We start from the raw sequence: 22,205 nt of genomic DNA, 5'->3' as shown, positions 1-22,205 counted from the left end.
CCAACGGAATCGGCACTGCAATGGCCAAGTCGCTGCTGGAAGAACTGCCCGTCATCGTCCGGGAAGGCCGGCAGCAAGCCGAGCGGATCCTCGAGAGTCTCGAAGGCCGCCATCGGGTGCGGTTGCAGACACGGGAGTGGGTACTGCCCTCGAAGGACGTGGCCGCCGTCGACTGGATCGCGCAGGCGGAGCGCGCGTCGCGCATGGGTGACGCAGGCGAAGGGGACTGGCACAACCGTTTGATCTACGGCGACAACCTGCATGCGATGGCCGCACTGCTGGCCGGCGACGACGGCGCTGCCAGCCTGCGCGGTGCGGTGGACCTGATCTACATCGACCCGCCGTTCGATTCGAGGGCCGACTACCGGACGCGGGTACAGTTGCCGGGCGCGGAGATCGAGCAGCGCCCGACCGTGATCGAGCAGTTCGCGTATTCGGATACCTGGTCGGAGGGCACGGCGTCGTACCTGCGGATGCTGGTTCCCCGCCTGGTGCTGATGCGCGAGTTGCTCGCCCCCAGCGGCTCGATCCACGTACACCTCGGGATCCAGGTCAGCCACTACGTCAAGATCGTCATGGACGACATCTTCGGCAAGGACAACTTCATCCAGGAAGTGATCTGGGCCTACGGATCCCCGTCGGGCGGCCGTGCCGCGGGGCCCAAGATGGTGAAGATCCACGAGTACATCGCTCACTACGCGAAGTCGTACGACACCAGGTACACCCAGAAGGTGTATCTGCCCTACGACGACAAGTACATCAGCGACTGGTTCAAGTACACCGACGAGGACGGCCGCGTGTACCAGCGGCGTCAACGGGGGCGCGACGCCGACGGCAAGGCGGTCTGGGAACGGCAGTACCTGGACGAGAGCAAAGGCGTTCCCGCATCGACGGTCTGGACCGACATCAAGCAGATCTACGCCGATCCGCGGGCCTACAAGTCCGACCAGGCCCATCACTCGGAGATCACCGGGTACGACACCCAAAAACCCGGCCGCCTCCTCGAACGCATCATCGAGCACTCCTGCCCGCCTCATGGCACCGTCGCCGACTTCAACGGCGGCTCGGGCACCACCGCGGCCGTCGCCGAGAAACTGGGGCGCCGCTGGATCACCAGCGACATCGGCAAGCCCGCCTGCATGATCATGCGCAAACGCCTGATCGACCAGGGCGCCAAACCGTTCCTGTACCAGGCCATCGGCGACTACCACGTCGAAACGGCCAAGACGCATTTCGGGCGCAACTACCGCGTCGGCGACCTGTCGGCCATCGTGCTGTCGTTGTACGGCGCGCTGCCCCTCCAGCCGGAGGACAATCCGTTACGCAACCTCGGCAGTGTGATCTTCGCCGGCAGGAAGACCCTGGTGCTGGTGGACGCGCCCAGCAAGCTCACCGGCGATGCCACCTTGCGCAAGGCGATCGCGCAGCGCGACAACCTGCTCGGCGGCTGGGACCGCGTCGTGGTGTTGGGGTGGAACTTCGAACCTTCCATCGGCGAGAGCATTTCGGCGCTCAACGACGACAGGCTGGAGGTCCTGGTCATTCCGCCCGATCTTCTCGACCGCCTGCGCAAGAAAGGCGGCGTGGAGAAGCTGAGTGGCCAGGTTCGTTTCGCCAGCCTGCAGTACGTGACACTCAAATCGGCCGCACGCCAGGTCGCAGCCGACGGCGACGAGCGCGTCGATGTGCAGCTGGACAACTACGTCCTGCTGTCGCCCGAGGCCATCAACCTCGACGAAGACAACCGCAGGAAGCTGCTCAAGGTCATGAATGCCGAACCCTTGGCGCTGATCGAATACTGGGCGGTGGATCCCGACTTCGACGGCGAGGTATTCCGTTCGGTCTGGCAGGACTACCGCGGCAACACCGCCAACGATGGCGATGCCCTGCGGGTCGTCGACCGCGCCCGCTTCACCGTTCCGCGCAAAGCGGGCGAGCGACGCATCTGCGTGCGCGTGGTCGATGTGTTCGGCTTCGAGGCCGAAACCGTGCAGGTGGTGCCGGAGCCATCGCCATGAGCGTGAATCCGGACGACCCGCTGATCCTCGCCAAGTCGCTGACCCGGCGCACCGAACAACTCAGCGCCCGCCTGGACGACGGCACCGCCGACCTTTACGACCTGGTCACGCCGACCACTGCCGAACTCCTGCGCTGGTGGTTCGGACGTGAGGCGCGCCAGACCCGTCGGTTCAATTTCCACCCCGGCCAGAGCCATGCCATCCTCAACACGATCGTGGCGCACGAGGTGCTGGTCAGTCATGACCTGAAACACCTCTACGAACAGGTCTGTGGAGAAGCGCTGCTGAGAGGCGCCCGTCTGGCCGAGGTCTCGCAGCCGAAACACGCGCATCCGAAGTACGCCCTGAAGATGGCCACCGGCACCGGCAAGACCTGGGTGCTGCAGGCCCTGATGGTCTGGCAGATGCTCAACAAGACCGCGGCGCTGGACGAAGGCATCGACGATCCGCGCTTCAGCCGCCGCTTCCTGATCGTGGCGCCGGGCCTGATCGTCTACGAACGGCTGCTGGACGCCTTCATCGGCAAGGAACGGGAAGGGGGCGGCGGACGCGACTTCGCCACCTCCGACACCGAACGCTATGCCGACCTGTTCGTGCCGCCTGCGTATCGCGAGCGTGTGCGCCAGTTCGTGCAGGGCAATGTCTGCGCCAAGCAGGACATCGGCCTGAAAGCGACCGGCAATGGCATGGTGGCCGTGACCAACTGGCACCTGCTGCAGGAGACTGGCGACGAGCTGGCCGATGCCGAAGCCGATGAGGCGCAACTGGAGGCCGCCGGTATCCTGCCCGAGGCGCACGACGTGGTCCGGCATGTGCTGCCGGTCGTGCCCGGCCGGGCGACCGGCAACAGCCTGGACGTGTTGGACACCCGCTGGGCGCGCGGCCGGGTGATCGCGTTCCTGCAGGCGCTGCCCGATCTGGTCGTATTCAACGACGAGGCCCACCATATTCATGAGCTGCGCCGCGACGGCGAGGCCGACGAAGTGGAATGGCAGAAGAGCCTCAGTCGCATCGCCGAAGGCAAGGGACGGCGCTTCGTGCAGATCGACTTCTCGGCCACGCCTTACAACGAGCGTGCCGGTCGCGGGCGCAATGCGGCCAGTACCAAGGTCTGGTTCCCGCACATCGTGGTGGACTTCGATCTCAGGCAGGCGATGGGCTCCGGTCTGGTCAAGTCGCTGGTGCTGGACAAGCGTCGCGAGATCGGGGCGATGCCGCTGGAAGCACTGGACTTCAAGGCCGAGCGTGAAGACGACGGTACCCTGCGGCTGTCCGAAGGGCAGCGGGTCATGCTGCGTGCAGGCCTGCAGAAGCTGAAACGGCTGGAGCAGGATTTCGCCACCATCGACCCGTCGCGCAAGCCGAAGATGCTGGTGGTCTGCGAGGACACCGCCGTGAGCCCGCTCGTCGCGCAGTTCCTGCACGGCGAAGGGCTGCATGAAGACGACGTGCTGACCGTCGATTCCGGCAAGAAGGCGGAGTTGGGCGAGAAGGACTGGGCGCCGCTGCGCCAGCGCCTGTTCGACGTGGACCACCATGCGCAGCCGCGGGTGATCGTCAGCGTGTTGATGCTGCGCGAGGGCTTCGACGTCAACAACATCTGCGTGATCGTTCCGCTCCGCGCGAGTGGTGCGCAGATCCTGCTCGAACAGACGATCGGGCGCGGCCTGCGCCTGATGTGGCGGGAGGCCGAGTTCGACGACATCAAGCGGGAGAACCGCGAGCGCATCAACCGCGGCGAGGAGCCGGGCAGCCTGATCGACATCCTTTCCATCGTAGAGCACCCGCGCTTCGAGACCTTCTACGACGAGCTGATGCGGGATGGGCTGGTCGGCACGACGGGGGACGACGACGAAGGCGGATCCACGATCGGCGACCTGGTCACCGTACCCCTCCGCGATGGCTGGGAACGCTACGACTTCGCCATCCCGTTCATCTTGCGGGAAGAGGACGAAACCGTCGAACACCTGCCTATCGACATCGATGCCTTGTCCCCCTTCGCCCAGATGCCCCGTACCGCGCTGGCCGGCCTGCTCGGCAAGGGCGACACCTTCGTGTCGCAGGACCTGCAGAGCAGCACGCTGTTCGGCGATTACCGCGTCGAAGGCAGCGTGATGAACGTCAGCGGCTACAACGAGTACCTCTCGCGGCTCACGCGGCGGATCGGCCAGGCACTGAGCAGCCCGCTTCCCCGCGGCAATCGCGTGGCCGAGCACCTGGCGACGCCCTACATGCAGGTCGACAGCCGCGTGCTGGCGCAGGCGCTGGACGACTACATCCGCGACCGCCTGTTCCAGGAGCCCTTCGAGCCGTTCGAAGACGAGAACTGGCGCCTGTTGCTGCTGCAACCCGTGATCGACCACGTCGTCAAGGTCTTCGGCCTGGCCCTGGTGAAAGCGGAGGAGCGGCAGACCGGTGGCCCGGCGGACGTGCGCCACCGGAGGCTGTCCGAGGTGGACCGGCTGACGATGCGCGAAAGCACCTCGATGGAGGTGACCAAGTGCATCTATCCGCGACAGGGCTGGCCGTCGCGCAACGGCGGCCTGGAGCGCGCGTTCATCGAATGGTGCCAGGCGGACAGCGGCGTGGAGGCGTTCTGCAAGCTCAGCGAGAACCGCCACGATTTCGCGCGCCTGCGTTATGTCCGCGACGACGGGCTGCCGGCGTTCTACTTCCCCGATTTCATGGTGCGCACCGGTAACGCGGTCTATATGGTGGAGACCAAAGCCCAGCAGCAGACCCGCCACCCCAATGTGCAACGCAAGCGCAAAGCCGCCGCGACCTGGTGCGCCCGCATCAACGACCTGCCGCCGTACGACCGGGGCGGCCGGGAATGGCACTACGCGCTGGTGGGCGAGAGCCTGTTCGATGACTGGCGTGGCAAGCACGCACGGATGGGCGAGCTTCTGGATTTCTGCCGCATCAGGGCAGTGAATGCAGCCGCAGCGCAGGGCACGCTGTCGCTGTGACCGTCCCGAGGGCTGCCGGCGACGCGGCCTGCGGGTAGACTCGGCGGCAGCCCTCTTCCGGAAACGCCCCATGCGTCCTCTGCAGACTGTCGCCGCAATCGCCACCCTCCTCCTCAGCGGCTGCGCCAACGGCGGCCCCTGGGTCGAAGTGGGCGGCGAGCGGTTCAGCGTGGAGATCGCCGACGACGATGCCGAACGCGCGCGCGGGCTGATGTTCCGCGACGAACTGGCGGACGGCACCGGCATGCTCTTCATCCACGAGGCGGAGGAACCGCAGGCTTACTGGATGAAGAACACGCGTATCCCGCTGGACATCCTGTATTTCGACAATGCCCGCAGGCTGGTGACCCAGCAGCGCAACGTGCCGCCCTGCTCCGGCGGCGACCGTTGCCCGTCCTACCCGAGCGACAAGCCCGCCCGCTACGTGCTGGAACTGAATGCCGGCGAAGCCGAGCGGCTGAAGTTGCAGGACGGCGCGGAAATGGGATTCGGCAAGGGTATTCCGCCCGTCCGCTGAGGCTTGATTGTGGCGGCGATTGGCCGCAGTCTTCGGCCATGGGGGATCGACTGACATTGCCGGAATGGAATGCGTTGGCCAGCCTGGCGGATGAGACCGTGCCGCTGCTGGAAACCGCGCTGCTGATCGCGCGCGACGAATATCCCGACCTGGACGCCGACCTGTACGACACGCTGGTGCAGAGCCACGCCGAGCACCTGCGCCACGAGATCGACAGCATCGAGCCGTGGCCGCTGAAGATGGCGGCGATCAACCGGCACCTGTTCGACGAGCTGGGCTACACCGGCAACCACGACGAGTACTACGACCCCCGCAACAGCTACCTCAACCAGGTGTTCGAGCGCCGGCTGGGCAATCCGGTGTCGCTGGCGATGGTGCAGATCGAGGTCGCGCGCCGGCTCGGCGTGCCGCTGGATGGGGTGTCCTTCCCCGGTCATTTCCTGGTCCGCCTTCCGGTCGATGACGGCCTGCTGGTCATGGATCCCTTCAACGGCGGCCGTCCGCTGGGCGTGGACGAACTGCGCGAACGCGCCAAGCCCCATCTTGGCGGCGACATGCCGGACGATGCGGCGTTGCTGCACATCCTCAATCCCGCCTCGCCGCGCGCCATCCTGGTGCGCACGCTGCGCAACCTGCACGGCGTCTACGCCGAGCGCGACGAGTGGGACCGCGCCGCGCGCAGTGCCGACCGCGTACTGAAGCTGACCCCCGACCAGCCCGACGCACTGCGCGACCGCGGCCTGGCTTACCTGAAGATGGACTACAAGGCCGGCGCGCTGCGCGACCTGGCCCGATACCTGCAGCTGGTGCCGGAAGCGAACGACGCGGCCGCGATGCGGGAGCAACTGGTGGAGCTCAGCGCGAACCGCGCATCGCGGATGCATTGAGGCGGCGGCTGGCAAGCATCTTGTAGGAGCGACGTCAGTCGCGACCGTATGACTTGATCACCAGCGACCCGCGTTCGCGCGCGTTTCGACGAAGAGACATGGCGTAGACAGACCACGCCCTATGTGGCTACAACGATCGTCGACTCATGCGGTCGCGACTCACGTCGCTCCTACAGGGAATGCAGGAAGCCGCCTACTCCAGCTCCACCATCTCGAAATCGTCCTTGCCCACGCCGCAGTCGGGGCAGGTCCAGTCGTCCGGGATGTCCGCCCAGCGCGTGCCGGGGGCGATGCCCTCTTCCGGCAGGCCCTGGGCTTCGTCGTAGATGAAACCGCAGACCACGCACATCCAGGTGCGGAAGATGGTGGTGGTGGCGTCGGTCATCGGATAATGCCGGCTGGAAGGAGCGGCCATTGTCCCATCGCCGCCCGCGCACCGGAAGTTCGCCGATGACCTCGCTGCCGCCGTCCGTCCGCCCTGCCCGCGGCCTGTACCTGATCACGCCGGAGGAACCGGACACCGCGCGCCTGCTGGACCGCGTGGCGGCCGTTCTGCCATATGCGACCTGGCTGCAGTACCGGCAGAAGAACGCCGATGCCGGCCTCCGTCTCGCGCAGGCCGGGGCGCTGCAGGCGCTGTGCATGCAGGCCGGCGTGCCGCTGATCGTCAACGACGATGTCGCGCTCGCCGCCGACGTGGGGGCGGCGGGGGTCCACCTGGGCGAAGACGACGGCGATATCGCCGCCGCGCGTGCCCTGCTGGGCCCGCAGGCCATCGTCGGCGCGTCCTGCTACGACGACGTCGCGCTGGCCGAACGCGCGGTGGCGGCAGGCGCCAGCTACGTGGCCTTCGGTGCCTTTTTCCCCACCGCCAGCAAGGTCACCACGCGGCGCGCCACGCCCGCCCTGCTGACCGCCGCTGCCGCGCTGGGTGTCCCGCGGGTGGCGATAGGCGGCATAACGCCGGACAATACCGGCCCGCTGGTGGCCGCCGGTGCCGACCTGGTCGCCGTGATCGGCGGGGTGTTCGAGGCGCCTGACCCGGTGGCTGCGGCGATCGCCTACCGGCAGCGCTTCGGAAACCGCTGACCACCCTGGTGTGGGAGCGACGTAAGTCGCGATGATGGGCCGATGGTGGTTCATCGCGACTTACGTCGCTCCCACAGGACGACCCCCTACTTCCCGGAATCCCCATGAACCACGACCAGTCCCACGCCCTCTTCGCCCGCGCGCAGCAGCTGCTGCCCGGCGGCGTCAATTCGCCGGTGCGCGCGTTCAAGTCGGTGGGCGGCGAACCGTTCTTCGTGCAGCGCGCTGACGGTGCGTACCTGCATGACGTGGATGGCAACCGCTACATCGACTACGTGGGTTCGTGGGGCCCGATGATCGTCGGCCACAACCATCCGGCCGTGCGCGAGGCGGTGCAGGCGGCGATCCAGAACGGCCTGTCGTACGGTGCGCCCTGCCCCGCCGAAGTGACGATGGCCGAGACCATCACGCGGCTGGTACCGTCGTGCGAGATGGTGCGCATGGTCAACTCGGGGACCGAAGCCACGCTGTCGGCGATCCGGCTGGCGCGCGGCGCGACCGGGCGCAGCCGCATCGTCAAGTTCGAGGGCTGCTACCACGGCCATGGCGATTCGTTCCTGGTCAAGGCCGGCAGCGGCATGCTGACGCTGGGCGTGCCGACCTCGCCCGGCGTGCCGGCGGGCCTGAGCGAACTGACGCTGACGCTCAGCTACAACGATGTCGACGGCGCCACCGCGCTGTTCGAACAGTACGGCAGCGAGATCGCCTGCCTCATCATCGAACCCGTGGTCGGCAATGCCAACTGCCTGCCGCCGCGCGAAGGCTATCTGGAGCACCTGCGTGCGCTGTGCACGCAGCACGGCGCGCTGCTGATCTTCGACGAAGTGATGACCGGTTTCCGCGTCGCCCTCGGCGGCGCGCAGGCGCACTACGGCATCACGCCCGACCTCACCACCTTCGGCAAGATCATCGGCGGCGGCATGCCGGTGGGCGCGTACGGTGGACGCCGCGACCTGATGCAGCAGATCGCACCGGCCGGCCCCATCTACCAGGCCGGCACGCTGAGCGGCAATCCGGTGGCGATGGCCGCGGGCCTGGCGATGCTGGAGCTGATCCAGGCGCCGGGCTTCCATGACCGTCTCGCCGCCGCGACGGCAACGTTGTGCGAAGGCATGGAAGCCGCGGCGCGCGATGCCGGCGTGCCGCTGACCACGACACGCGTGGGCGCGATGTTCGGCCTGTTCTTCACCGACCAGCAGGTCGATACCTACGCGCAGGCCGTGGCCTGCGACACCGCCGCGTTCAACCGCTTCTTCCATGCCATGCTCGAGCGCGGCGTGTACCTGGCGCCGTCGGCGTTCGAGGCCGGCTTCATGTCCAGCGCGCATACGCCGGACGTCATCGACGCGACCATCGCCGCCGCACGCGAGGCCTTCCAGGTCGTCGCCGCGGGATGAAGCCCCGCATCCACCAGGTGCTGCTCGATTTCGACGGCGTCCTGGCGCACTACCGGCACCCGGTGCGCATCGCGCACCTGGCAGCGCATGCCGGCTGCGAACACGAGCGGGTACGCGATGTGCTCTTCGTCTCCGGACTCGAGCTCGAGTACGACAGTGGCACCCTCGACACCGCCACGTACCTGCGCCGACTCGGCGAGGGCCTGGGTGCGACGATCGACGAAGACGCCTGGATCGCCGCGCGGATGGCGGGCAGCACCACCATCGACGAGGTGCTGACCAGGCTCGCCGCCGTGCATGCGGAGGTGGCGATGGGCGTGCTGACCAACAACGGCGCGATGATGACGCAGGCCATCCCGCGCATCGTCGCGCCGCTGGCACCTCGGATCGAGGGCCGCGTGCTCACCAGCGGCGGCCTGCAACGGCGCAAGCCGGCGCCGACGACATTCACGCATGCGCTCGACCTGCTCGGCTGGGATGCGTCGAGTACGCTGTTCGTGGACGATCTGTTCACCAACGTGCAGGGCGCGCGCGAGGCCGGCCTGCATGCGGAGACCGTGACCGACGGGCGCAGCCTGGGCAAGGCGCTGAAGCGGTACGTCTTCGGTCCGCAGACCGGCTGGTGAGCCGCGCCGTTTGATCCTTGATTGATGCGGGGACGGGACACTGCCGGTCACTCACCGGAGACCTCCCTCATGTTCCTGCTCGCACGCGTCCTGCTGGCCGGCCTGCTGCTCGCCGCCATCGCACCGCTTCACGCCACCGCGCCCGGGCGCATCCTGATCGTCGTCAGCGGCGAAGGCCGCGACCAGGGCAAGACCCGGCCCGGCTACGAGTTCGACGAACTCTCGCAGGCCTGGCTGATCTTCAAGGCGAACGGCTTCGCCATCGACATCGCCAGCCCGCAGGGCGGGGCGGTCGAAGCCGACACGTACAACCCGCAGGAACCCTTCAATGCCGCCCTGCTCGCCGACGCCGACGCCATGCGCGTGCTGGCCGATACCCGCAGGACAGCGGACGTGAAGGCGACGGACTACGCCGCCATCTACGTGGTCGGCGGCAAGGGCGCGATGTTCGACCTGCCACGCGACCCGGCGCTGCGGACGCTGCTCGCCGACGCGTACGGGCACGGCGCGGTGATCGGTGCGGTCTGCCATGGACCGGCCGCGTTGGCCGACGTGCGGCTGCGCGACGGCACGCCGCTGGTGCAGGGCAGGACGTTGACCGGCTTCAGCAACGAAGAGGAAGCCCTGTTCGGCAAGCGCTGGACGAAGGAATTCCCGTGGCTGCTGGAAGACAGGCTGCGCGAGCGCGGCGCACGCTGGCAGGAAGCGCCGTTGATGATGCCGAAGGTGGTCGTCGACGGTCGCCTGGTCACCGGCCAGAACCCCTATTCCACCCCGGGCGTCGCCGAGGCCATCGTGGGCGCGACCGGACGCACGCCCGTGGCACGCAAGCCCTGGCGCGACGAACTGACGATGGCGCTTGCCGCGCAGGCCCGCGAGGGTCGTGCGCAGGACGTTGCCGACGCCTTGGCCAAGGACACGACGCGCTACCACGTCGACCTGCTCGGTCTGCTCGGCTACTACCAGGCGCAGGCCGCGACCGGCGACGATGAGGTGCGGCATGCGCTGCAGCTGATGCAGCTGGCGATGCCGTACATGGCGCAGCCGGAGCTGAAACTCGGCGCGGCCGAAGCACACCTCCGCCTTGGCGAGCGTGATCGGGCCAGGGCCCTGGTCCAGCAGGTGCTGGCTGCCACGCCCGACATGGCGGAAGCTAGGGCCCTCCTGCACCGCATCGATGGCTGACCCGTGACGCCTTCCCCGCTGCGCCTCCTGGTGATCGAGGACAACGCGCTGCTGCGCGCCCAGCTGCACGGACTGCTGTCGGCGGAAGGCATCGAGGCCGACTTCGCCGGCGACGGCCTGAGCGGGCTGCAGATGGCCTTGGCCTCACCGCCGGACGTGCTGGTGCTGGACCTCGGCCTGCCGGGCCTGGACGGCCTGCGCCTGTGCGAACGCCTGCGTGCCGAGGCTGACCGCCACATCCCCGTGCTGATGCTGACCGCGCGCGATGCGCTGGACGACAAGCTGCAGGGCTTCCGCGCCGGTGCCGACGACTACCTGGTCAAGCCGTTCGCCGGGGCGGAACTGCTGGCGCGCTGCGCTGCGCTGTCGCAACGGCACCGGGCCGGCCAGACGCATGTGCTGCAGATCGGCACGCTGCGGATCGATCGCAGGCACGGCCACGCGAGCCGCCAGGGACGCCCGCTGGAACTGCATGCCACCGGCTATCAGATCCTGCTTGCACTGGCCGAAGCGTGGCCGCGCACGCTGACGCGCAGCGACCTGGTACAGCGGTTGTGGGACGACGCGCCGCCGGAGTCCGATCCGCTGCGCACGCACCTCTATCTGCTGCGGCAGGTGCTGGACAAGCCGTTCGCCACGCCGATGCTGAAGACCGTGCACGGCGTCGGCTTCCGGCTGGAAGCCGACGCATGACGACGTCCCGCCTGCCGCGCCGTCGCCTGCGCGATCGCCTGATGCTGGCATTCGCCGGCTTCACCGTGCTGGTCGCCACCGTGTTCGCGCTGTATCTGCTGCTGTTCGTGTACGCGGTGGAAGACCAGCTGTTCGAGACCATACTGGACCGCGAGGTCGCCGCGCAGCAGGCGTACCATCGGCAGCACGGCCGCTGGACCACGCCGCGCGACGGCTTCATGTCGGTGGTGGCGACGACGTCGGCGCTGCCGGACGGCATCGGCGAGGTGCTGCTCGCGGAGCCGCGTCGGCGCGAAGTCGCCGGCGCCGACGGCCGTCACTACCACCTCCGCCCGTTGCGCGCGCCCGCCGGAAACCAGCCGACCGCCTGGCTGGTCGCCGAAGTCAGCGCGCTGCTCGTGGTCCGGCCGATGCGCGCGCAGATCCTGCACCTGCTGGCCTGGTCCGGGATCGCGATGGTGGCGCTCGCTTTGCTGCTGGGCGGCTGGCTGGCGCGCCGCACCACCGCACCGCTGTCGCGGCTGGCCGATGCCGTGGGCGATGCAGCACCGGACCGACTGCCCCCCGGCTTCGCCGCCGGCTTCCCGGATGATGAAGTGGGCCTGGTCGCGCGCCGACTCGACGAGCTGATCGCGCGCGTGCGGGACTTCGTCGAGCGCGAGCGGGAATTCACCCGCGATGCCAGCCACGAACTGCGCACGCCGTTGACGGTGATCCGCACGGCGACCGAGCGGTTGGCCACCGAAGCGGATCTTTCCGACAGCGCGCGTCGCAGCCTGGACCACATCGCACAATCGGCGCGCCAGCTGGAGCAGACCGTCGTGCTGCTGCTCTCGCTGGCGCGGGAGCAGACCTCCACCGAGACGGCGTCGTCGGTCCCGCTGCTGCCGCTGCTCGAGCGCGTCATCGTCGAGCAATCGCCGCTGCTGGAGAACAAGCCGGTCGAGGTGCAGGTCGATGTCGCGGGCGATGTCTTCGCGGTGCTGCCCGCGACCGTGCTCGGCATCCTGCTGTCGAACCTGGTCGGCAACGCCTTCGCGCATACCCGCGAGGGTCGCATCGTGATCGACATGCAAGACCGCACGCTGCGCATCGCCAATCCCGGCCACGGCGTGCGCGAGGAGGACTTCGTGCCCTTCGCCAGGGGCGCCGACAGCCACGGCGCCGGACTCGGGCTGTCGATCGTGCGGCGGCTGTGCGAGCGGTACGGCATCGCACTGCGGATCGATGGGGTGTCCGGCCAGACGGTCGCGCGGCTTACCCTGCCGGCGACCTGAGCACGTCAGGCGCGCGCGACGAAGATCCGCAACGCCGCATGCAGGCGAGCCAAGCCATCGGCCACTTCCGCGTCGGTGATGTTGAGCGACGGCACGAAGCGCAGCACGTCGGGGCCGGCCTGCAGCATCAGCAGGCCCTGTGCCGCAGCCAGGTCCAGCACGTCGCCGGCGCGGCCGGCGTGCCTGGCGTTGAGCACGGCGCCCAGCATCAGGCCGCGGCCACGCACCTGCGAGAACAGGCCGAGTTCGGCATTGATCGCATCCAGTCCCTTGCGCAGCGCGGCCGACTGGCGCGCCACGTTGTTGGCGATCTGCGGCGACGCCAGCTTGCGCAGCGCCACGCGCGCCACCGCCGCCGCCAGCGGATTGCCGCCGAAGGTGGTGCCGTGCGCGCCGAACTGCATCGTACCGGCCACCCTGGGACCGGCCAGCATCGCGCCGATGGGAAAACCACCGCCCAGCGCCTTGGCCAGCGTCACGATGTCCGGCACCACGCCATCCTGCCAGTGCGCGAACAGCGTGCCGGTGCGGCCCATGCCGGCCTGGATCTCGTCCAGCACCAGCAGCGCGCCGTGGTGGTCGCACAGCTCGCGCACCGCGCGCAGGAAGCCGGATGCGGCCGGCATCACCCCGCCCTCGCCCTGCACCGGCTCGAGCATCACCGCCGCCACGTCGCCGCAGGACATGGCGATCTCGAGCTGGGTCACGTCGTTGAAGTCGACATAACGGAACCCGCCCGGCAGCGGTTCGTAACCTTCCTGGTACTTGGGCTGCGCGGTCGCCGTGACCGCCGCCAGGGTGCGGCCGTGGAAGCTGCCGCGGAAGGTCACGATGACGCGCTGGTCCGGCGCGCGGCCCTGCGAACTCGCCCACTTGCGCACCAGCTTGATCGCGGCCTCGTTGGCTTCGGTGCCGGAATTGCACAGGAACACGCGCTCGGCGAAGCGCGAGGCGGTGACCAGTTCCTCGGCCAGCCGCAACGGCGGCTCGCTGTAGAACACGTTGCTGGTGTGCCACAGCTTGCCCGCCTGCTCGGTGAGCGCCGCGACGAGGTCCGGATCGTTGTGGCCCAGGCCGCAGACGGCGATGCCGGCGGACAGGTCCACGTACTCGCGGCCTTCGCTGTCCCAGACCCGCGCGCCCTGGCCGCGCTCCAGGATCACCTCGCGCGGACGGTAGACCGGCAGGTAATAGCGCTGTCCGTTCGACAGCAGGTCGGAAGTCGTGGCGCTCATGGGCAGGCGGGCAGCAGGGCGGGGAACGTATTGTGACGCATGCGACCGGGCCCCGCAGTCCGCCCTGCGAGGCAGGCGGCGATGCGTTGGTGCATCATGGCGCCCCATGAAGTTCCAGCCGCGCCTGTTCTCCGCTCCCCAGCTGAATCCCGCCACCGAGGACGGCTGGCGACGGCGCTGGTTCGACATCATCTATCGGCACGATACGCCGCCATCGCGCAATTTCGACCTGGCGCTGGTGCTGGCCATCCTCGCCAGCGTGATCGTCATCATGCTGGACAGCGTGCAGTCCTTCCACGCACGCCACGCCGGCGTGCTGTACGCGCTGGAGTGGGCCTTCACCCTGCTGTTCACCGCCGAATACGCGCTGCGCCTGGCCACCGTGCGGCGGCCGCTGCGTTACGCGGTGAGCATCTGGGGCATCATCGACCTGCTGTCCATCCTGCCGACGTACCTGTCGGTGCTGGTGCCGGGCGCGCAGAGCCTGCTGGTCGTCCGCATCCTGCGCATCCTGCGGCTGTTCCGCATCCTCAAGCTGACCCAGTACGTCGAGGAGAGCGGGCAGCTGGTGGGCGCGCTGTGGCGCAGCCGGCGCAAGATCTTCGTCTTCATCTGCGCGGTACTGACGCTGGTCGTCATCTTCGGCGCGCTGATGTACGTGGTGGAGGGGCCGGAGCACGGCTTCACCAGCATTCCCACCAGCATGTACTGGGCCATCGTGACGATGGCGACCGTCGGCTTCGGCGACATCGCGCCGCAGACCACGGCCGGTCGCGCGATCACGTCGGTGCTGATCCTGATCGGCTACAGCATCATCGCCGTGCCCACCGGCATCTACACGGCGGAACTGGCCAGCAGCCTGCGCGAAGCTTCGCACGAGCGCGGCCACCTGGACCGCCGCGGTTGCCCGGAATGCGGGCTCGAGGGCCACGACCCCGACGCGCTGCACTGCCGCAACTGCGGTTCGCGGCTCCACGCTCCCATGGGCTGACGCCGCCGCTCAGCCGGCGAAGGCGACCTCCGCCGCCGGCAGCGCGCGGATGCCCACGCCGAAGCTGCGGATCGCCGGCAGCGTGGCGTTGTGATGGGCGCGGATCCGGGCCGCATCGGCGTGCGCCTTGTCGTGCGTGGTATGCGCGTCGGACGCCAGCACCACGTGGTAGCCGTGCGCGGCGGCACTGCGCGCCGTGGTGTCCACGCAGAACTCGGTGGCATACCCGCACAGCACCACGCCTTCCACGCCGCAGAACGACAGCACTTCGTCCAGGCCGGTGCGCAGGAAGGCATCCGGCGTGGTCTTGCGGATGCGGTGGTCGCCCTCGACCACGCGCAGGCCCGGATGCAGCGCCCACCCCTCCGACTCGGCCTCCAGGTCGCCGGCGCGTTCGTGCTGCACGAAGATCACCGGTGCGCCGGCCTCGCGCGCCCGGTCCGCCAGCGCATCGATGCGCGCGACCACCGCATCGGCGTCGGCGGGCGCCGGTTGCGGCTCGAACAGGCCACGCTGCACGTCGATCACGATCAGGGCGAGGTTCATCGGTCACCTGCGATGCGGGAACAGGGTGCCAGCTTCCCTCATCGCGCCCGTGCTGCCAAGGCACGGGCGCGACGATCGTTCACTCGTCCATCATTCGGTTCCCGCGCCCGCCTCCCGATGCGCAAGCTGGGCGATGTTGCGCGCCAGCAGGGCGTCGCCTGCGGCCGCCTGTCGCGCCTGCACGGCGAAGCGGCCCGCATCCGCGGCGCGCTCGTCGGCCTGCGCGACGAGCGCGGCGGCGAACCGCATCGCGCCGTCGGAGGGCTGCAGCGCCAGCGCCCGGGCGATCCGCACGCTGCCGTCCTCGCCCGCCACCTGCGCACGCAGCGCGGGCATGTCGACGTGGCCGGTCCCCGGCATGTCGTAGCCCTGCAGGCGCAGCAGGTCCTGCAGCGTCTCGCGGAAGTAGCCCGCATCGAACAGCGCCAGCGCCTGCGCCGGGCGTCCGGTCGCGGCGGCGATGCGCGCTTCCAGCATCGCCGACAGCTCGCGCAGGACCGCGCCGTCGCGGCCGGCGTAGATGGCCGCGCGACGCAAGGTTTCCATGCGCGCGATGATCGGCGTGTCGTCGGCGAGCAGGCGCCGCGTATCCGCGACCAGATGGGCGATGCCGTAGGTGGGCGACGGCGTGTTCCAGCCGCTTCCCCAGGGCAACGATGGCGCACCCGCCGTGTCGAACGGCTCGCAGAGCAGCGGCGGACCGGCATGGGCCGGCATGGACAACAGCGAAAGTCCCAGCAGGACGGCACAGGCACGAGCCTGCGATGCGAAGGTCTTCATGGCGGATCTCCTTTGGGAAGGCCGCGCCGGATGGCGGGCCGCGCGACGATGTCGTGCCGGAGAAGGACGCCGGAAGCGCGCGTGGCGTTAACTCACCGACCGGAACGCGATGGCGGCGTCGCCGGCCGCTGCTCCAGCAGTTCATCGGCGCCGGCACGCGCATCGAACCCGTCGGGCCACTGCAGCCACCAGCGCTTGATGCGTGGATACGGCAGCGCGTCCCACCACGGCGACAATGCCGATGCGCCCTGCGCGCGCACGGCGGCACGGGTGACACGCGCATCGGACGGCAGCCACGAGGACAGGCGGTCGAACACCGGGCCGTCGGCCAACGCCGGATACGCCTGCAGCAGCGACAACAGGCTGATCGCGTCCTGCGGGCGCGCCTGCGCGAGCAGCCGCGTCACGGCGTCGCCTGTCGCTGCCTGTCGCGCGGGATCCGCGTCGATCTGCCGCAGGGCCGACAGGAAGGCCGTACTCGCCCCCTGGTCGTACGGAATGCCGGGGCGTCCGCCGCGGCCGAACTCGACGCGCGCGCCCTGCGGCACCAGCACCTCGCGCCATGCGTTGTCGATCTGCACCCAGCCGCTGCGCACGCTCAGCGAACCGGTGCCTTCGGGGCCGGCGTCCAGTACGAACTCGCAGCCGAGGTCGACCACCTCGCCCGCAGGCGTGGCGATGCCGAACGATCCCGGCGGCGCCCAAATGCGGGCCCACACGCGGCCGTGCTCGAGCTGCGTGCGATGGCGGCCGCTGCGCGTTTCCACCAGGCGCAACCGTGCCTCTTCGCCCAGGACCATCTCGCCGATGCGCGCCACGCGGACCCGCGCATGCGCGTCCGGTCCGGTCTCCAGCACGCTGCCGGCGCCGAGCGTCGCGCGCGCCGTTGCGGGCACGCCATCCACCCGCACCGCGCCCTCCACCGCCGCGACCTGCCAGCCGCGGCCTTCCGGCCAGTGCAGGCGGTGTTCATGCCCGCCATACAGGCCGACCGCCAGCAGGGCGAACGCGGCGGCCACGGCCCAGCGGACCCGACGCGGTTCGCGTCGCGGCAGGGCGGGCGCGGCAGGCGACGGCGGTCCGCGCCAGCGAAGCACCGACAATCGCCGCTCCAGTCGCGCGATGTCGTGATCGACGACGCCCCGGCGATCCCACAGGTAGTCGTCGTTGTCCGGCATATCGTCGGTCGGCTTCATGGCGATGCTCCTCGTGCAGGCGTCGACAGGGCGGTGCGCAACAGGGCCATTCCGCGGTGCAGGTTCACCCGCACGCTGCCGGGCGACAGCCCCGTGCGCTCGGCGATCTCCGGTCCCGTCAGTCCCTCCACCAGGCGCAGCAGCAGGGTTTCGCGGTAGGCCTCGGGCAGCGCGCGGATCGCCTCCAGCGAACGCCGGGCCTCGACCCTGTCCTCGATATCCGCGCCGTCCGCGACCTCTTCCATCGGCACGCCCGTCAGCGGCAGGCGGCGGCGGGCCGCGTCCATCGCCGCGTGGCGGGCGATGCTGACGATCCAGCCAGGGAACGCGGCGTCCTCGCGCAACGACGGCAAGCGCGTGAGTGCGGTCTCCAGCACGTCCTGGGTCAGGTCGTCGGCATCGGCGGGCTGCAACCGCGCCAGCAGGATGCCGTGCACCACCGGCGCGAAGCGCCGGAACAGAGCGTCCAGCGCCGCGCGCTGGCCGGTCCGTGCCGCCGCCACCAGTGCCGCCAGGGTTTCCGTTGCGTCCACGCCACTCCTTGCCCGTTTCCACTGCCAAGGACGCCGCGACGGGCGCGGGTGTTAACAGCCCGGCCGCAGCAGGACGCTGCCGCCGGCGGCGCTCACCACACGCCGGTATTGGCCATCGACAGCCAGGGCTCCTGCGGCGGCAGCGCCGCGCCCTTCTGCAGCAGCTCGATGGAGATCAGGTCCGGCGTGCGCACGAAGGCCATGCGGCCGTCGCGTGGCGGACGGTTGATGGTGACGCCCTGCGACTGCAGGTGCGCGCAGAGCGCATAGATGTCGTCGACCTCGAAGGCGAGATGGCCGAAGTTGCGCGCGCTGCCGTACTGCTCGGGCGGGCTGCCGTCTTCCGGCGGCCAGTTGTAGGTCAGTTCGATTTCCGCCTCCGGATTGGCCGGCGCGCCGAAGTACACCAGCGTGAAGCGGCCCTGCGGGCTGTCCATGCGACGGGTTTCGATCAGGCCCAGGCCTTCGGTGAGGAAGCGGCCGGTCGCTTCGAGATCGTGGACGCGGATCATCGCGTGCAGGTATTTCATGGCATCAGCTCGGTGTGGTCAGTCGACGAAAAGGTCGGGCAGCAGCGCCTGCGAGGCATCGACCGCGTAGGGTGCGAAGTCGACGACGCCGGCCTCGCGCAGTACGTCCTCGTCGATCAGGAACTGCCCGTGGAAGCCGCGGGACTCGCGTACCAGCACCGCATGCGCGGCGTCGGCGACGATCTGCGGCGTGCGGCAGCGCGGGATCTCCACGCCCGGAATCATGTTCAATGCATCGGTGGCGATGATGGTGCGCGGCCACAGGGCATTGACGGCGATGCCCTGCGGACCGAACTCGCCGGCCAGTCCGAGGGTCACGAAACTCATGCCCATCTTCGCCAGCGTGTAGCCGGTGTGCGGCGCCCACCACTTCGGATCGAGCGACGGAGGCGGCGCCAGCATCAGGATGTGCGGATTGGCCGCCTGCTTCAGGTAGGGAAGCGCCGCCTGCGCGCACAGGAAGCTGCCGCGCGCGTTGACCTGCTGCATCAGGTCGAAGCGCTTCATCGGCGTGTCCAGCGCACCGGCCAGCCAGATGGCGCTGGCGTTGTTGACCAGAATGTCGATGCCGCCGAAGGCATCGACGGTGGCGGCCATCGCCGCCTTCACCTGGTCCTCCTCGCGGATGTCGCACTTCAACGCCAGGCCGCGGCCACCGGCCTCGTTGACGGCCTGTGCGGCGCTGTGGATGGTGCCGGGCAGTTTCGGGTTCGGCACCGACGACTTGGCCGCGATCGCCACGTTGGCGCCGTCGCGCGCGGCGCGCAGCGCGATGGCCAGGCCGATGCCGCGCGAGGCGCCGGTGATGAAGAGGGTCTTGCCGGCGAGGGTCGTCATGGAGGGAATGCGTCCAGGAAACGGATGGAGGCCTTCTGCCGGATTCTACTCGCTCCTCCCCACGCTCCCCTCATTGCTAGGGCTTCGGTCCCTGCCCTTCATTGTCTTCCCACTTCAACAGCCTGCGGGTGATGAAGCGATAGACCGGTTTGCCGGTACGGAACCACAGGTCGCGCACCCACGAGGTGCGCTTGAGCACGCGCTTCTCCACCGGCGTCAGCGACGCGGCGCAGTACATGCGCTTGTGCTTGAGCAGGTGGCGCAGATCCTGCCGTGCGAGCAGGCGCATCCAGCGCGAGCGCGGATCGCCGCGGGTGGCGAGCTGGAAATCGATGATCGCCGGGCGGCCGTCGTCCAGGACCAGCCAGTTGGCTTCCTTGGCGAGGTCGTTGTGCGCGATGCCACAGCGGTGCAGCTGCTGCAGCAGCCGGCGCGCCCGACGGAAATAGGCCAGGTCGCCGCGCGGCGGGCGCTGGTACATCGCCGCGCCCTCCATGTAGCTGCGGTCGAGGCGGCGACCGGTCCAGTCCAGCAGCTGCGGCACGTCGGCCATGCCGGCGACCTGGCGCAGCGCCAGCGCCTCGCGTCGCGCCAGCCACCACGCCGGCAGCCGCAGCCACAGCGGAACGTGCGCGAGGTCACGCCTGACGAACGGCCCTTCCGGCCCCTGCATCAACGAGATGCGGCCGAAACTGTCGGCCTTGAGTGCAGCGATTTCGGAAGGCGAGCGCAAGTCCACCCCGTCATTCTACGTCCATAGGTCGCAGACGCGGGTCATGTGGCGCCGCCTATAATCCGCCGATGGAAGCCTCCTGGTTCGACAACCTGCTGGCCTGGATCAGCGCGCATCCCGTGGCCGCAGGGCTGGTGATCTTCGCCATCGCGTTCTGCGATGCGGTGATCATCATCGGCGCGATCGTGCCGGCGCTGCCGCTGCTGTTCGCCGTCGGCGTGCTGATCGGGCTGGGCGAAATCTCCGGACCCTATGCCGTCGTCTGCGCCACCCTGGGTGCGCTGATCGGCGATGCGACCAGCTACTGGGTCGGCCATCGCTGGGGCCAGCAGCTGCGCACCGTCTGGCCGTTCCGCAAGTATCCGCAACTGCTGGACCGCGGCGAACTGCTGTTCCGCCGCAATGCGTGGAAGAGCATCTTCGTCGCCCGCTTCGTCGGCCCGATCCGCCCGTTCGTGCCCGCCGTCGCCGGCATCTCGCGCATGCCGCTGCGGCGGTACGGGGTGGCCAGTGCGGCCGCATGCGTCGCGTGGGCGGCGGCGTTCCTGCTGCCCGGCTGGGTGCTGGGCCACGCCTACGATGCCGTGGCCGCCGTCGCCGGCCGGCTGGCGCTGGTGCTGGGGCTGCTGGTGGCCGTCATCGCGCTGGCCTGGGCCCTGGTCCTGTACACCTACCGCTGGTTCGCCGCGCACGCCGATGCGCTGCTGGCGCGTGCGCTGGCGTGGTCGCATGCGCATCCGGTGCTGGGCCGCTACACGGCCGCGGTGTTCGAGCCGGCGCGGCGCGAATCGGTGCCGCTGGCGCTGCTGGCCATCCTGCTGCTGGCCATCGTCTGGATCTGGTTCGCCTTCCTCATCATCGTGATCGGCCACGGCGAACCGCTGGCGGTCGACCTGTGGGTGTACGAACTGATGCGCGCGCTGCGCAATCCGCTGGCGGACTATCCGCTGGCGGCGCTGGCTTCGCTCGGCGACGAGCAGGTACTGGCGCCGGCTTCGCTGCTCGTGCTCGGTTACCTGAGCTGGCGCAGGCGCTGGATGGCGGCCGCGCACTGGCTGGCGGCGATCGCCTTCGGCCTGGCGCTGACGGCCTGGCTGGGCGCCTCGGTGGACATCCCCAAGCCGCCGAGCGTCAGCAGCGGCTTCGGCTTCCCGTCCATCGCGGTGACGATGTCGACCATCACCTTCGGCTTCTTCGCCGTGCTGATCGCGCGCGAACTGCCGGGCCGCACGCGGGTCTGGCCGTACCTGGTATCGGGCATCGTGGTGGCGTTGATCGGCTTCGCCCGCATCTACCTGGGCGCGCACTGGCTCAGCGACATCATCGGCGGCATGCTGTTCGGCCTGGTCTGGCTGCTGGTGCTGGGCATCGCGTACCGCCGCCGCATGGTGCGCTCGTTCTGGATCAAGCCGATCGCGTGGCTGTTCTACGGCAGCTTCGTGCTGGCGGGACTGTGGCATGCGCCGCGCAACGTCGAGCACATGCTGGCGCAGTTCCAGGCTCCGGTGATCGAACGCAGCGTCGCCCTGCAGGCGTGGTGGGACGCGGACTGGCAGTCGCTGCCGGGCCGCCGCAACGAATTCGACGACGAACAACGCTGGCCGCTGGACGTGCAGGTCGCCGGTCCGCTGGCGCCGTTGAAGGCGACGCTGGTGGGCGCGGGCTGGCGCGAACAGCCGCAGGCCGGGTGGGAGGAAACGCTGAACCTGCTGGACATCGACCTGTCGGACGACGAGCAGCCGGTGCTGCCCGCCACGCTCGACACACGCGCGGAGAGCCTGCTGATGCTGCGCGACGGCGACCAGCCCGGCGAGATCTACGTGCTGCGCCTGTGGCCGGCCGACACGCGCCTGCAGCCCGGCGACGTGCCGTTGTGGATCGGCAGCGCGCAGGTGCTGCAGCAACAGCGCGCGTTCAACCTGATCCGCCTGTGGCGGCCGCTGCGCGAAGCACGCACGGCGCTGGAGGCAGTGACGCAGGCCACGTCGGAGCTCGACCACGCCATCGCGCCGCATCCGGATTCCGGATTGCCGGTGCTACGCCTGCGTACGGGCGGCGAGCAGATCCCGCCACCCTGAACCTTCCGAAGAGAACGTAGAGCGGAGCTTGCTCCGCTTGCCGTTAGGCGAACCGAGCCTCCGAGACGACGCAGCCGAGCAAGCGGGG

The 22,205-nt window shown here is 69.3% G+C and carries 20 protein-coding genes and 1 pseudogene; 12 read left to right on the top strand and 9 right to left on the bottom strand.

The window, feature by feature from the left end:
- Positions 1 to 20 precede the first annotated feature (20 nt).
- From VGN58_RS02645 to VGN58_RS02630, 4 genes and pseudogenes are all read left to right on the top strand, one after another.
- Positions 21 to 2,018: a site-specific DNA-methyltransferase gene (locus VGN58_RS02645; RefSeq protein WP_327481350.1), complete on the top strand. Its 1,998-nt coding sequence runs from the start codon at positions 21 to 23 to the stop codon at positions 2,016 to 2,018.
- A pseudogene (locus VGN58_RS18325) lies at positions 2,015 to 2,476 on the top strand (restriction endonuclease subunit R); the annotation flags it as partial. The gene VGN58_RS02645 and the pseudogene VGN58_RS18325, both read left to right, overlap by 4 nt.
- 2,581 nt (positions 2,477 to 5,057) lie before the next feature.
- On the top strand, positions 5,058 to 5,504 hold the full coding sequence (locus VGN58_RS02635; RefSeq protein WP_327481346.1) for a DUF192 domain-containing protein: 447 nt from the start codon (positions 5,058 to 5,060) through the stop codon (positions 5,502 to 5,504).
- Positions 5,505 to 5,542: 38 nt separating this feature from the next.
- A complete protein-coding gene (locus VGN58_RS02630; RefSeq protein ID WP_327481344.1) occupies positions 5,543 to 6,391 on the top strand; it encodes a SirB1 family protein in 849 nt (282 codons plus the stop codon).
- 193 nt (positions 6,392 to 6,584) lie between these two features.
- Here the strand turns inward: VGN58_RS02630 and VGN58_RS02625 are convergent, their stop codons facing one another.
- On the bottom strand, positions 6,585 to 6,806 hold the full coding sequence (locus tag VGN58_RS02625; protein ID WP_327481341.1) for a rubredoxin: 222 nt from the start codon (positions 6,804 to 6,806) through the stop codon (positions 6,585 to 6,587).
- Positions 6,807 to 6,841: 35 nt separating this feature from the next.
- Between VGN58_RS02625 and thiE the strand changes: the two genes are divergently transcribed.
- The 6 genes from thiE (at position 6,842) to VGN58_RS02595 (ending at position 12,658) form a co-directional block, all read left to right on the top strand.
- Positions 6,842 to 7,480 (top strand): thiamine phosphate synthase, encoded by a 639-nt coding sequence (thiE, locus tag VGN58_RS02620; RefSeq protein WP_327481339.1) that lies wholly within the window; start codon positions 6,842 to 6,844, stop codon positions 7,478 to 7,480.
- Between the two features lie 104 nt (positions 7,481 to 7,584).
- The gene (gene hemL / locus VGN58_RS02615) at positions 7,585 to 8,877 is read left to right on the top strand and encodes a glutamate-1-semialdehyde 2,1-aminomutase (protein WP_327481337.1); all 1,293 of its coding nucleotides are present in this window, start codon (positions 7,585 to 7,587) and stop codon (positions 8,875 to 8,877) included.
- Positions 8,874 to 9,503 carry an HAD-IA family hydrolase gene (locus tag VGN58_RS02610; RefSeq protein ID WP_327481335.1) on the top strand — a complete coding sequence of 210 codons (630 nt, stop codon included), beginning with the start codon at positions 8,874 to 8,876 and terminating at the stop codon, positions 9,501 to 9,503. Before hemL ends, VGN58_RS02610 begins: the two co-directional genes overlap by 4 nt.
- Positions 9,504 to 9,572: 69 nt before the next feature.
- A complete protein-coding gene (locus VGN58_RS02605; RefSeq protein ID WP_327481333.1) occupies positions 9,573 to 10,688 on the top strand; it encodes a DJ-1/PfpI family protein in 1,116 nt (371 codons plus the stop codon).
- Between the two features lie 18 nt (positions 10,689 to 10,706).
- Positions 10,707 to 11,381 carry a response regulator transcription factor gene (locus VGN58_RS02600; RefSeq protein ID WP_327482046.1) on the top strand — a complete coding sequence of 225 codons (675 nt, stop codon included), beginning with the start codon at positions 10,707 to 10,709 and terminating at the stop codon, positions 11,379 to 11,381.
- Positions 11,378 to 12,658, top strand: coding sequence for a HAMP domain-containing sensor histidine kinase (locus VGN58_RS02595; protein WP_327481331.1), 1,281 nt, complete (start codon positions 11,378 to 11,380; stop codon positions 12,656 to 12,658). The genes VGN58_RS02600 and VGN58_RS02595 overlap by 4 nt, the downstream gene beginning before the upstream one ends.
- A 5-nt stretch (positions 12,659 to 12,663) precedes the next feature.
- On the opposite strand, the gene VGN58_RS02590 is transcribed toward VGN58_RS02595, so the two are convergent.
- Entirely contained in the window at positions 12,664 to 13,893 is a 1,230-nt protein-coding gene (locus VGN58_RS02590; protein ID WP_327481329.1) for an acetylornithine transaminase, read from the bottom strand.
- Positions 13,894 to 13,999: 106 nt separating this feature from the next.
- On the opposite strand from VGN58_RS02590, the gene VGN58_RS02585 reads away from it, so the two are divergent.
- Positions 14,000 to 14,884 carry an ion transporter gene (locus VGN58_RS02585; RefSeq protein ID WP_327481327.1) on the top strand — a complete coding sequence of 295 codons (885 nt, stop codon included), beginning with the start codon at positions 14,000 to 14,002 and terminating at the stop codon, positions 14,882 to 14,884.
- Positions 14,885 to 14,893: 9 nt separating this feature from the next.
- Here the strand turns inward: VGN58_RS02585 and VGN58_RS02580 are convergent, their stop codons facing one another.
- The 7 genes from VGN58_RS02580 to VGN58_RS02550 form a co-directional block, all read right to left on the bottom strand.
- On the bottom strand, positions 14,894 to 15,430 hold the full coding sequence (locus tag VGN58_RS02580) for a cysteine hydrolase family protein (protein WP_327481325.1): 537 nt from the start codon (positions 15,428 to 15,430) through the stop codon (positions 14,894 to 14,896).
- Positions 15,431 to 15,520: 90 nt separating this feature from the next.
- Positions 15,521 to 16,210, bottom strand: a complete 690-nt coding sequence (locus VGN58_RS02575; RefSeq protein WP_327481323.1) for a hypothetical protein — start codon at positions 16,208 to 16,210, stop codon at positions 15,521 to 15,523.
- Positions 16,211 to 16,302: 92 nt separating this feature from the next.
- Positions 16,303 to 17,406, bottom strand: a complete 1,104-nt coding sequence (locus VGN58_RS02570) for a hypothetical protein (RefSeq protein ID WP_327481321.1) — start codon at positions 17,404 to 17,406, stop codon at positions 16,303 to 16,305.
- Complete coding sequence (locus VGN58_RS02565; RefSeq protein WP_327481319.1) at positions 17,403 to 17,939, bottom strand: sigma-70 family RNA polymerase sigma factor; 537 nt, start codon at positions 17,937 to 17,939, stop codon at positions 17,403 to 17,405. The genes VGN58_RS02570 and VGN58_RS02565 overlap by 4 nt, the downstream gene beginning before the upstream one ends.
- 92 nt (positions 17,940 to 18,031) lie before the next feature.
- Entirely contained in the window at positions 18,032 to 18,469 is a 438-nt protein-coding gene (locus tag VGN58_RS02560; protein ID WP_327481317.1) for a VOC family protein, read from the bottom strand.
- Between the two features lie 18 nt (positions 18,470 to 18,487).
- Positions 18,488 to 19,306, bottom strand: coding sequence for an NAD(P)-dependent oxidoreductase (locus VGN58_RS02555; protein WP_327481315.1), 819 nt, complete (start codon positions 19,304 to 19,306; stop codon positions 18,488 to 18,490).
- Between the two features lie 76 nt (positions 19,307 to 19,382).
- Complete coding sequence (locus tag VGN58_RS02550) at positions 19,383 to 20,039, bottom strand: serine/threonine protein kinase (RefSeq protein WP_327481313.1); 657 nt, start codon at positions 20,037 to 20,039, stop codon at positions 19,383 to 19,385.
- Between the two features lie 68 nt (positions 20,040 to 20,107).
- On the opposite strand from VGN58_RS02550, the gene VGN58_RS02545 reads away from it, so the two are divergent.
- Positions 20,108 to 22,117, top strand: a complete 2,010-nt coding sequence (locus tag VGN58_RS02545; RefSeq protein ID WP_327481311.1) for a bifunctional DedA family/phosphatase PAP2 family protein — start codon at positions 20,108 to 20,110, stop codon at positions 22,115 to 22,117.
- Positions 22,118 to 22,205 lie beyond the last annotated feature (88 nt).

The organism is Pseudoxanthomonas sp., assembly GCF_035999195.1.
In the GTDB taxonomy this organism is placed as follows: domain Bacteria; phylum Pseudomonadota; class Gammaproteobacteria; order Xanthomonadales; family Xanthomonadaceae; genus Pseudoxanthomonas_A.
This window is presented reverse-complemented; position numbering and strand designations above follow the sequence as displayed.

Coding starts and splice junctions, on each gene's coding strand:
- VGN58_RS02645 (WP_327481350.1), top strand. CDS start 21: ATGGCCAAGTCGCTGCTGGAAGAACTGCCCGTCATCGTCCGGGAAGGC.
- VGN58_RS02635 (WP_327481346.1), top strand. CDS start 5,058: ATGCGTCCTCTGCAGACTGTCGCCGCAATCGCCACCCTCCTCCTCAGC.
- VGN58_RS02630 (WP_327481344.1), top strand. CDS start 5,543: ATGGGGGATCGACTGACATTGCCGGAATGGAATGCGTTGGCCAGCCTG.
- VGN58_RS02625 (WP_327481341.1), bottom strand. CDS start 6,806: ATGGCCGCTCCTTCCAGCCGGCATTATCCGATGACCGACGCCACCACC.
- thiE (WP_327481339.1), top strand. CDS start 6,842: ATGACCTCGCTGCCGCCGTCCGTCCGCCCTGCCCGCGGCCTGTACCTG.
- hemL (WP_327481337.1), top strand. CDS start 7,585: ATGAACCACGACCAGTCCCACGCCCTCTTCGCCCGCGCGCAGCAGCTG.
- VGN58_RS02610 (WP_327481335.1), top strand. CDS start 8,874: ATGAAGCCCCGCATCCACCAGGTGCTGCTCGATTTCGACGGCGTCCTG.
- VGN58_RS02605 (WP_327481333.1), top strand. CDS start 9,573: ATGTTCCTGCTCGCACGCGTCCTGCTGGCCGGCCTGCTGCTCGCCGCC.
- VGN58_RS02595 (WP_327481331.1), top strand. CDS start 11,378: ATGACGACGTCCCGCCTGCCGCGCCGTCGCCTGCGCGATCGCCTGATG.
- VGN58_RS02590 (WP_327481329.1), bottom strand. CDS start 13,893: ATGAGCGCCACGACTTCCGACCTGCTGTCGAACGGACAGCGCTATTAC.
- VGN58_RS02585 (WP_327481327.1), top strand. CDS start 14,000: ATGAAGTTCCAGCCGCGCCTGTTCTCCGCTCCCCAGCTGAATCCCGCC.
- VGN58_RS02580 (WP_327481325.1), bottom strand. CDS start 15,430: ATGAACCTCGCCCTGATCGTGATCGACGTGCAGCGTGGCCTGTTCGAG.
- VGN58_RS02575 (WP_327481323.1), bottom strand. CDS start 16,210: ATGAAGACCTTCGCATCGCAGGCTCGTGCCTGTGCCGTCCTGCTGGGA.
- VGN58_RS02570 (WP_327481321.1), bottom strand. CDS start 17,406: ATGAAGCCGACCGACGATATGCCGGACAACGACGACTACCTGTGGGAT.
- VGN58_RS02560 (WP_327481317.1), bottom strand. CDS start 18,469: ATGAAATACCTGCACGCGATGATCCGCGTCCACGATCTCGAAGCGACC.
- VGN58_RS02555 (WP_327481315.1), bottom strand. CDS start 19,306: ATGACGACCCTCGCCGGCAAGACCCTCTTCATCACCGGCGCCTCGCGC.
- VGN58_RS02545 (WP_327481311.1), top strand. CDS start 20,108: ATGGAAGCCTCCTGGTTCGACAACCTGCTGGCCTGGATCAGCGCGCAT.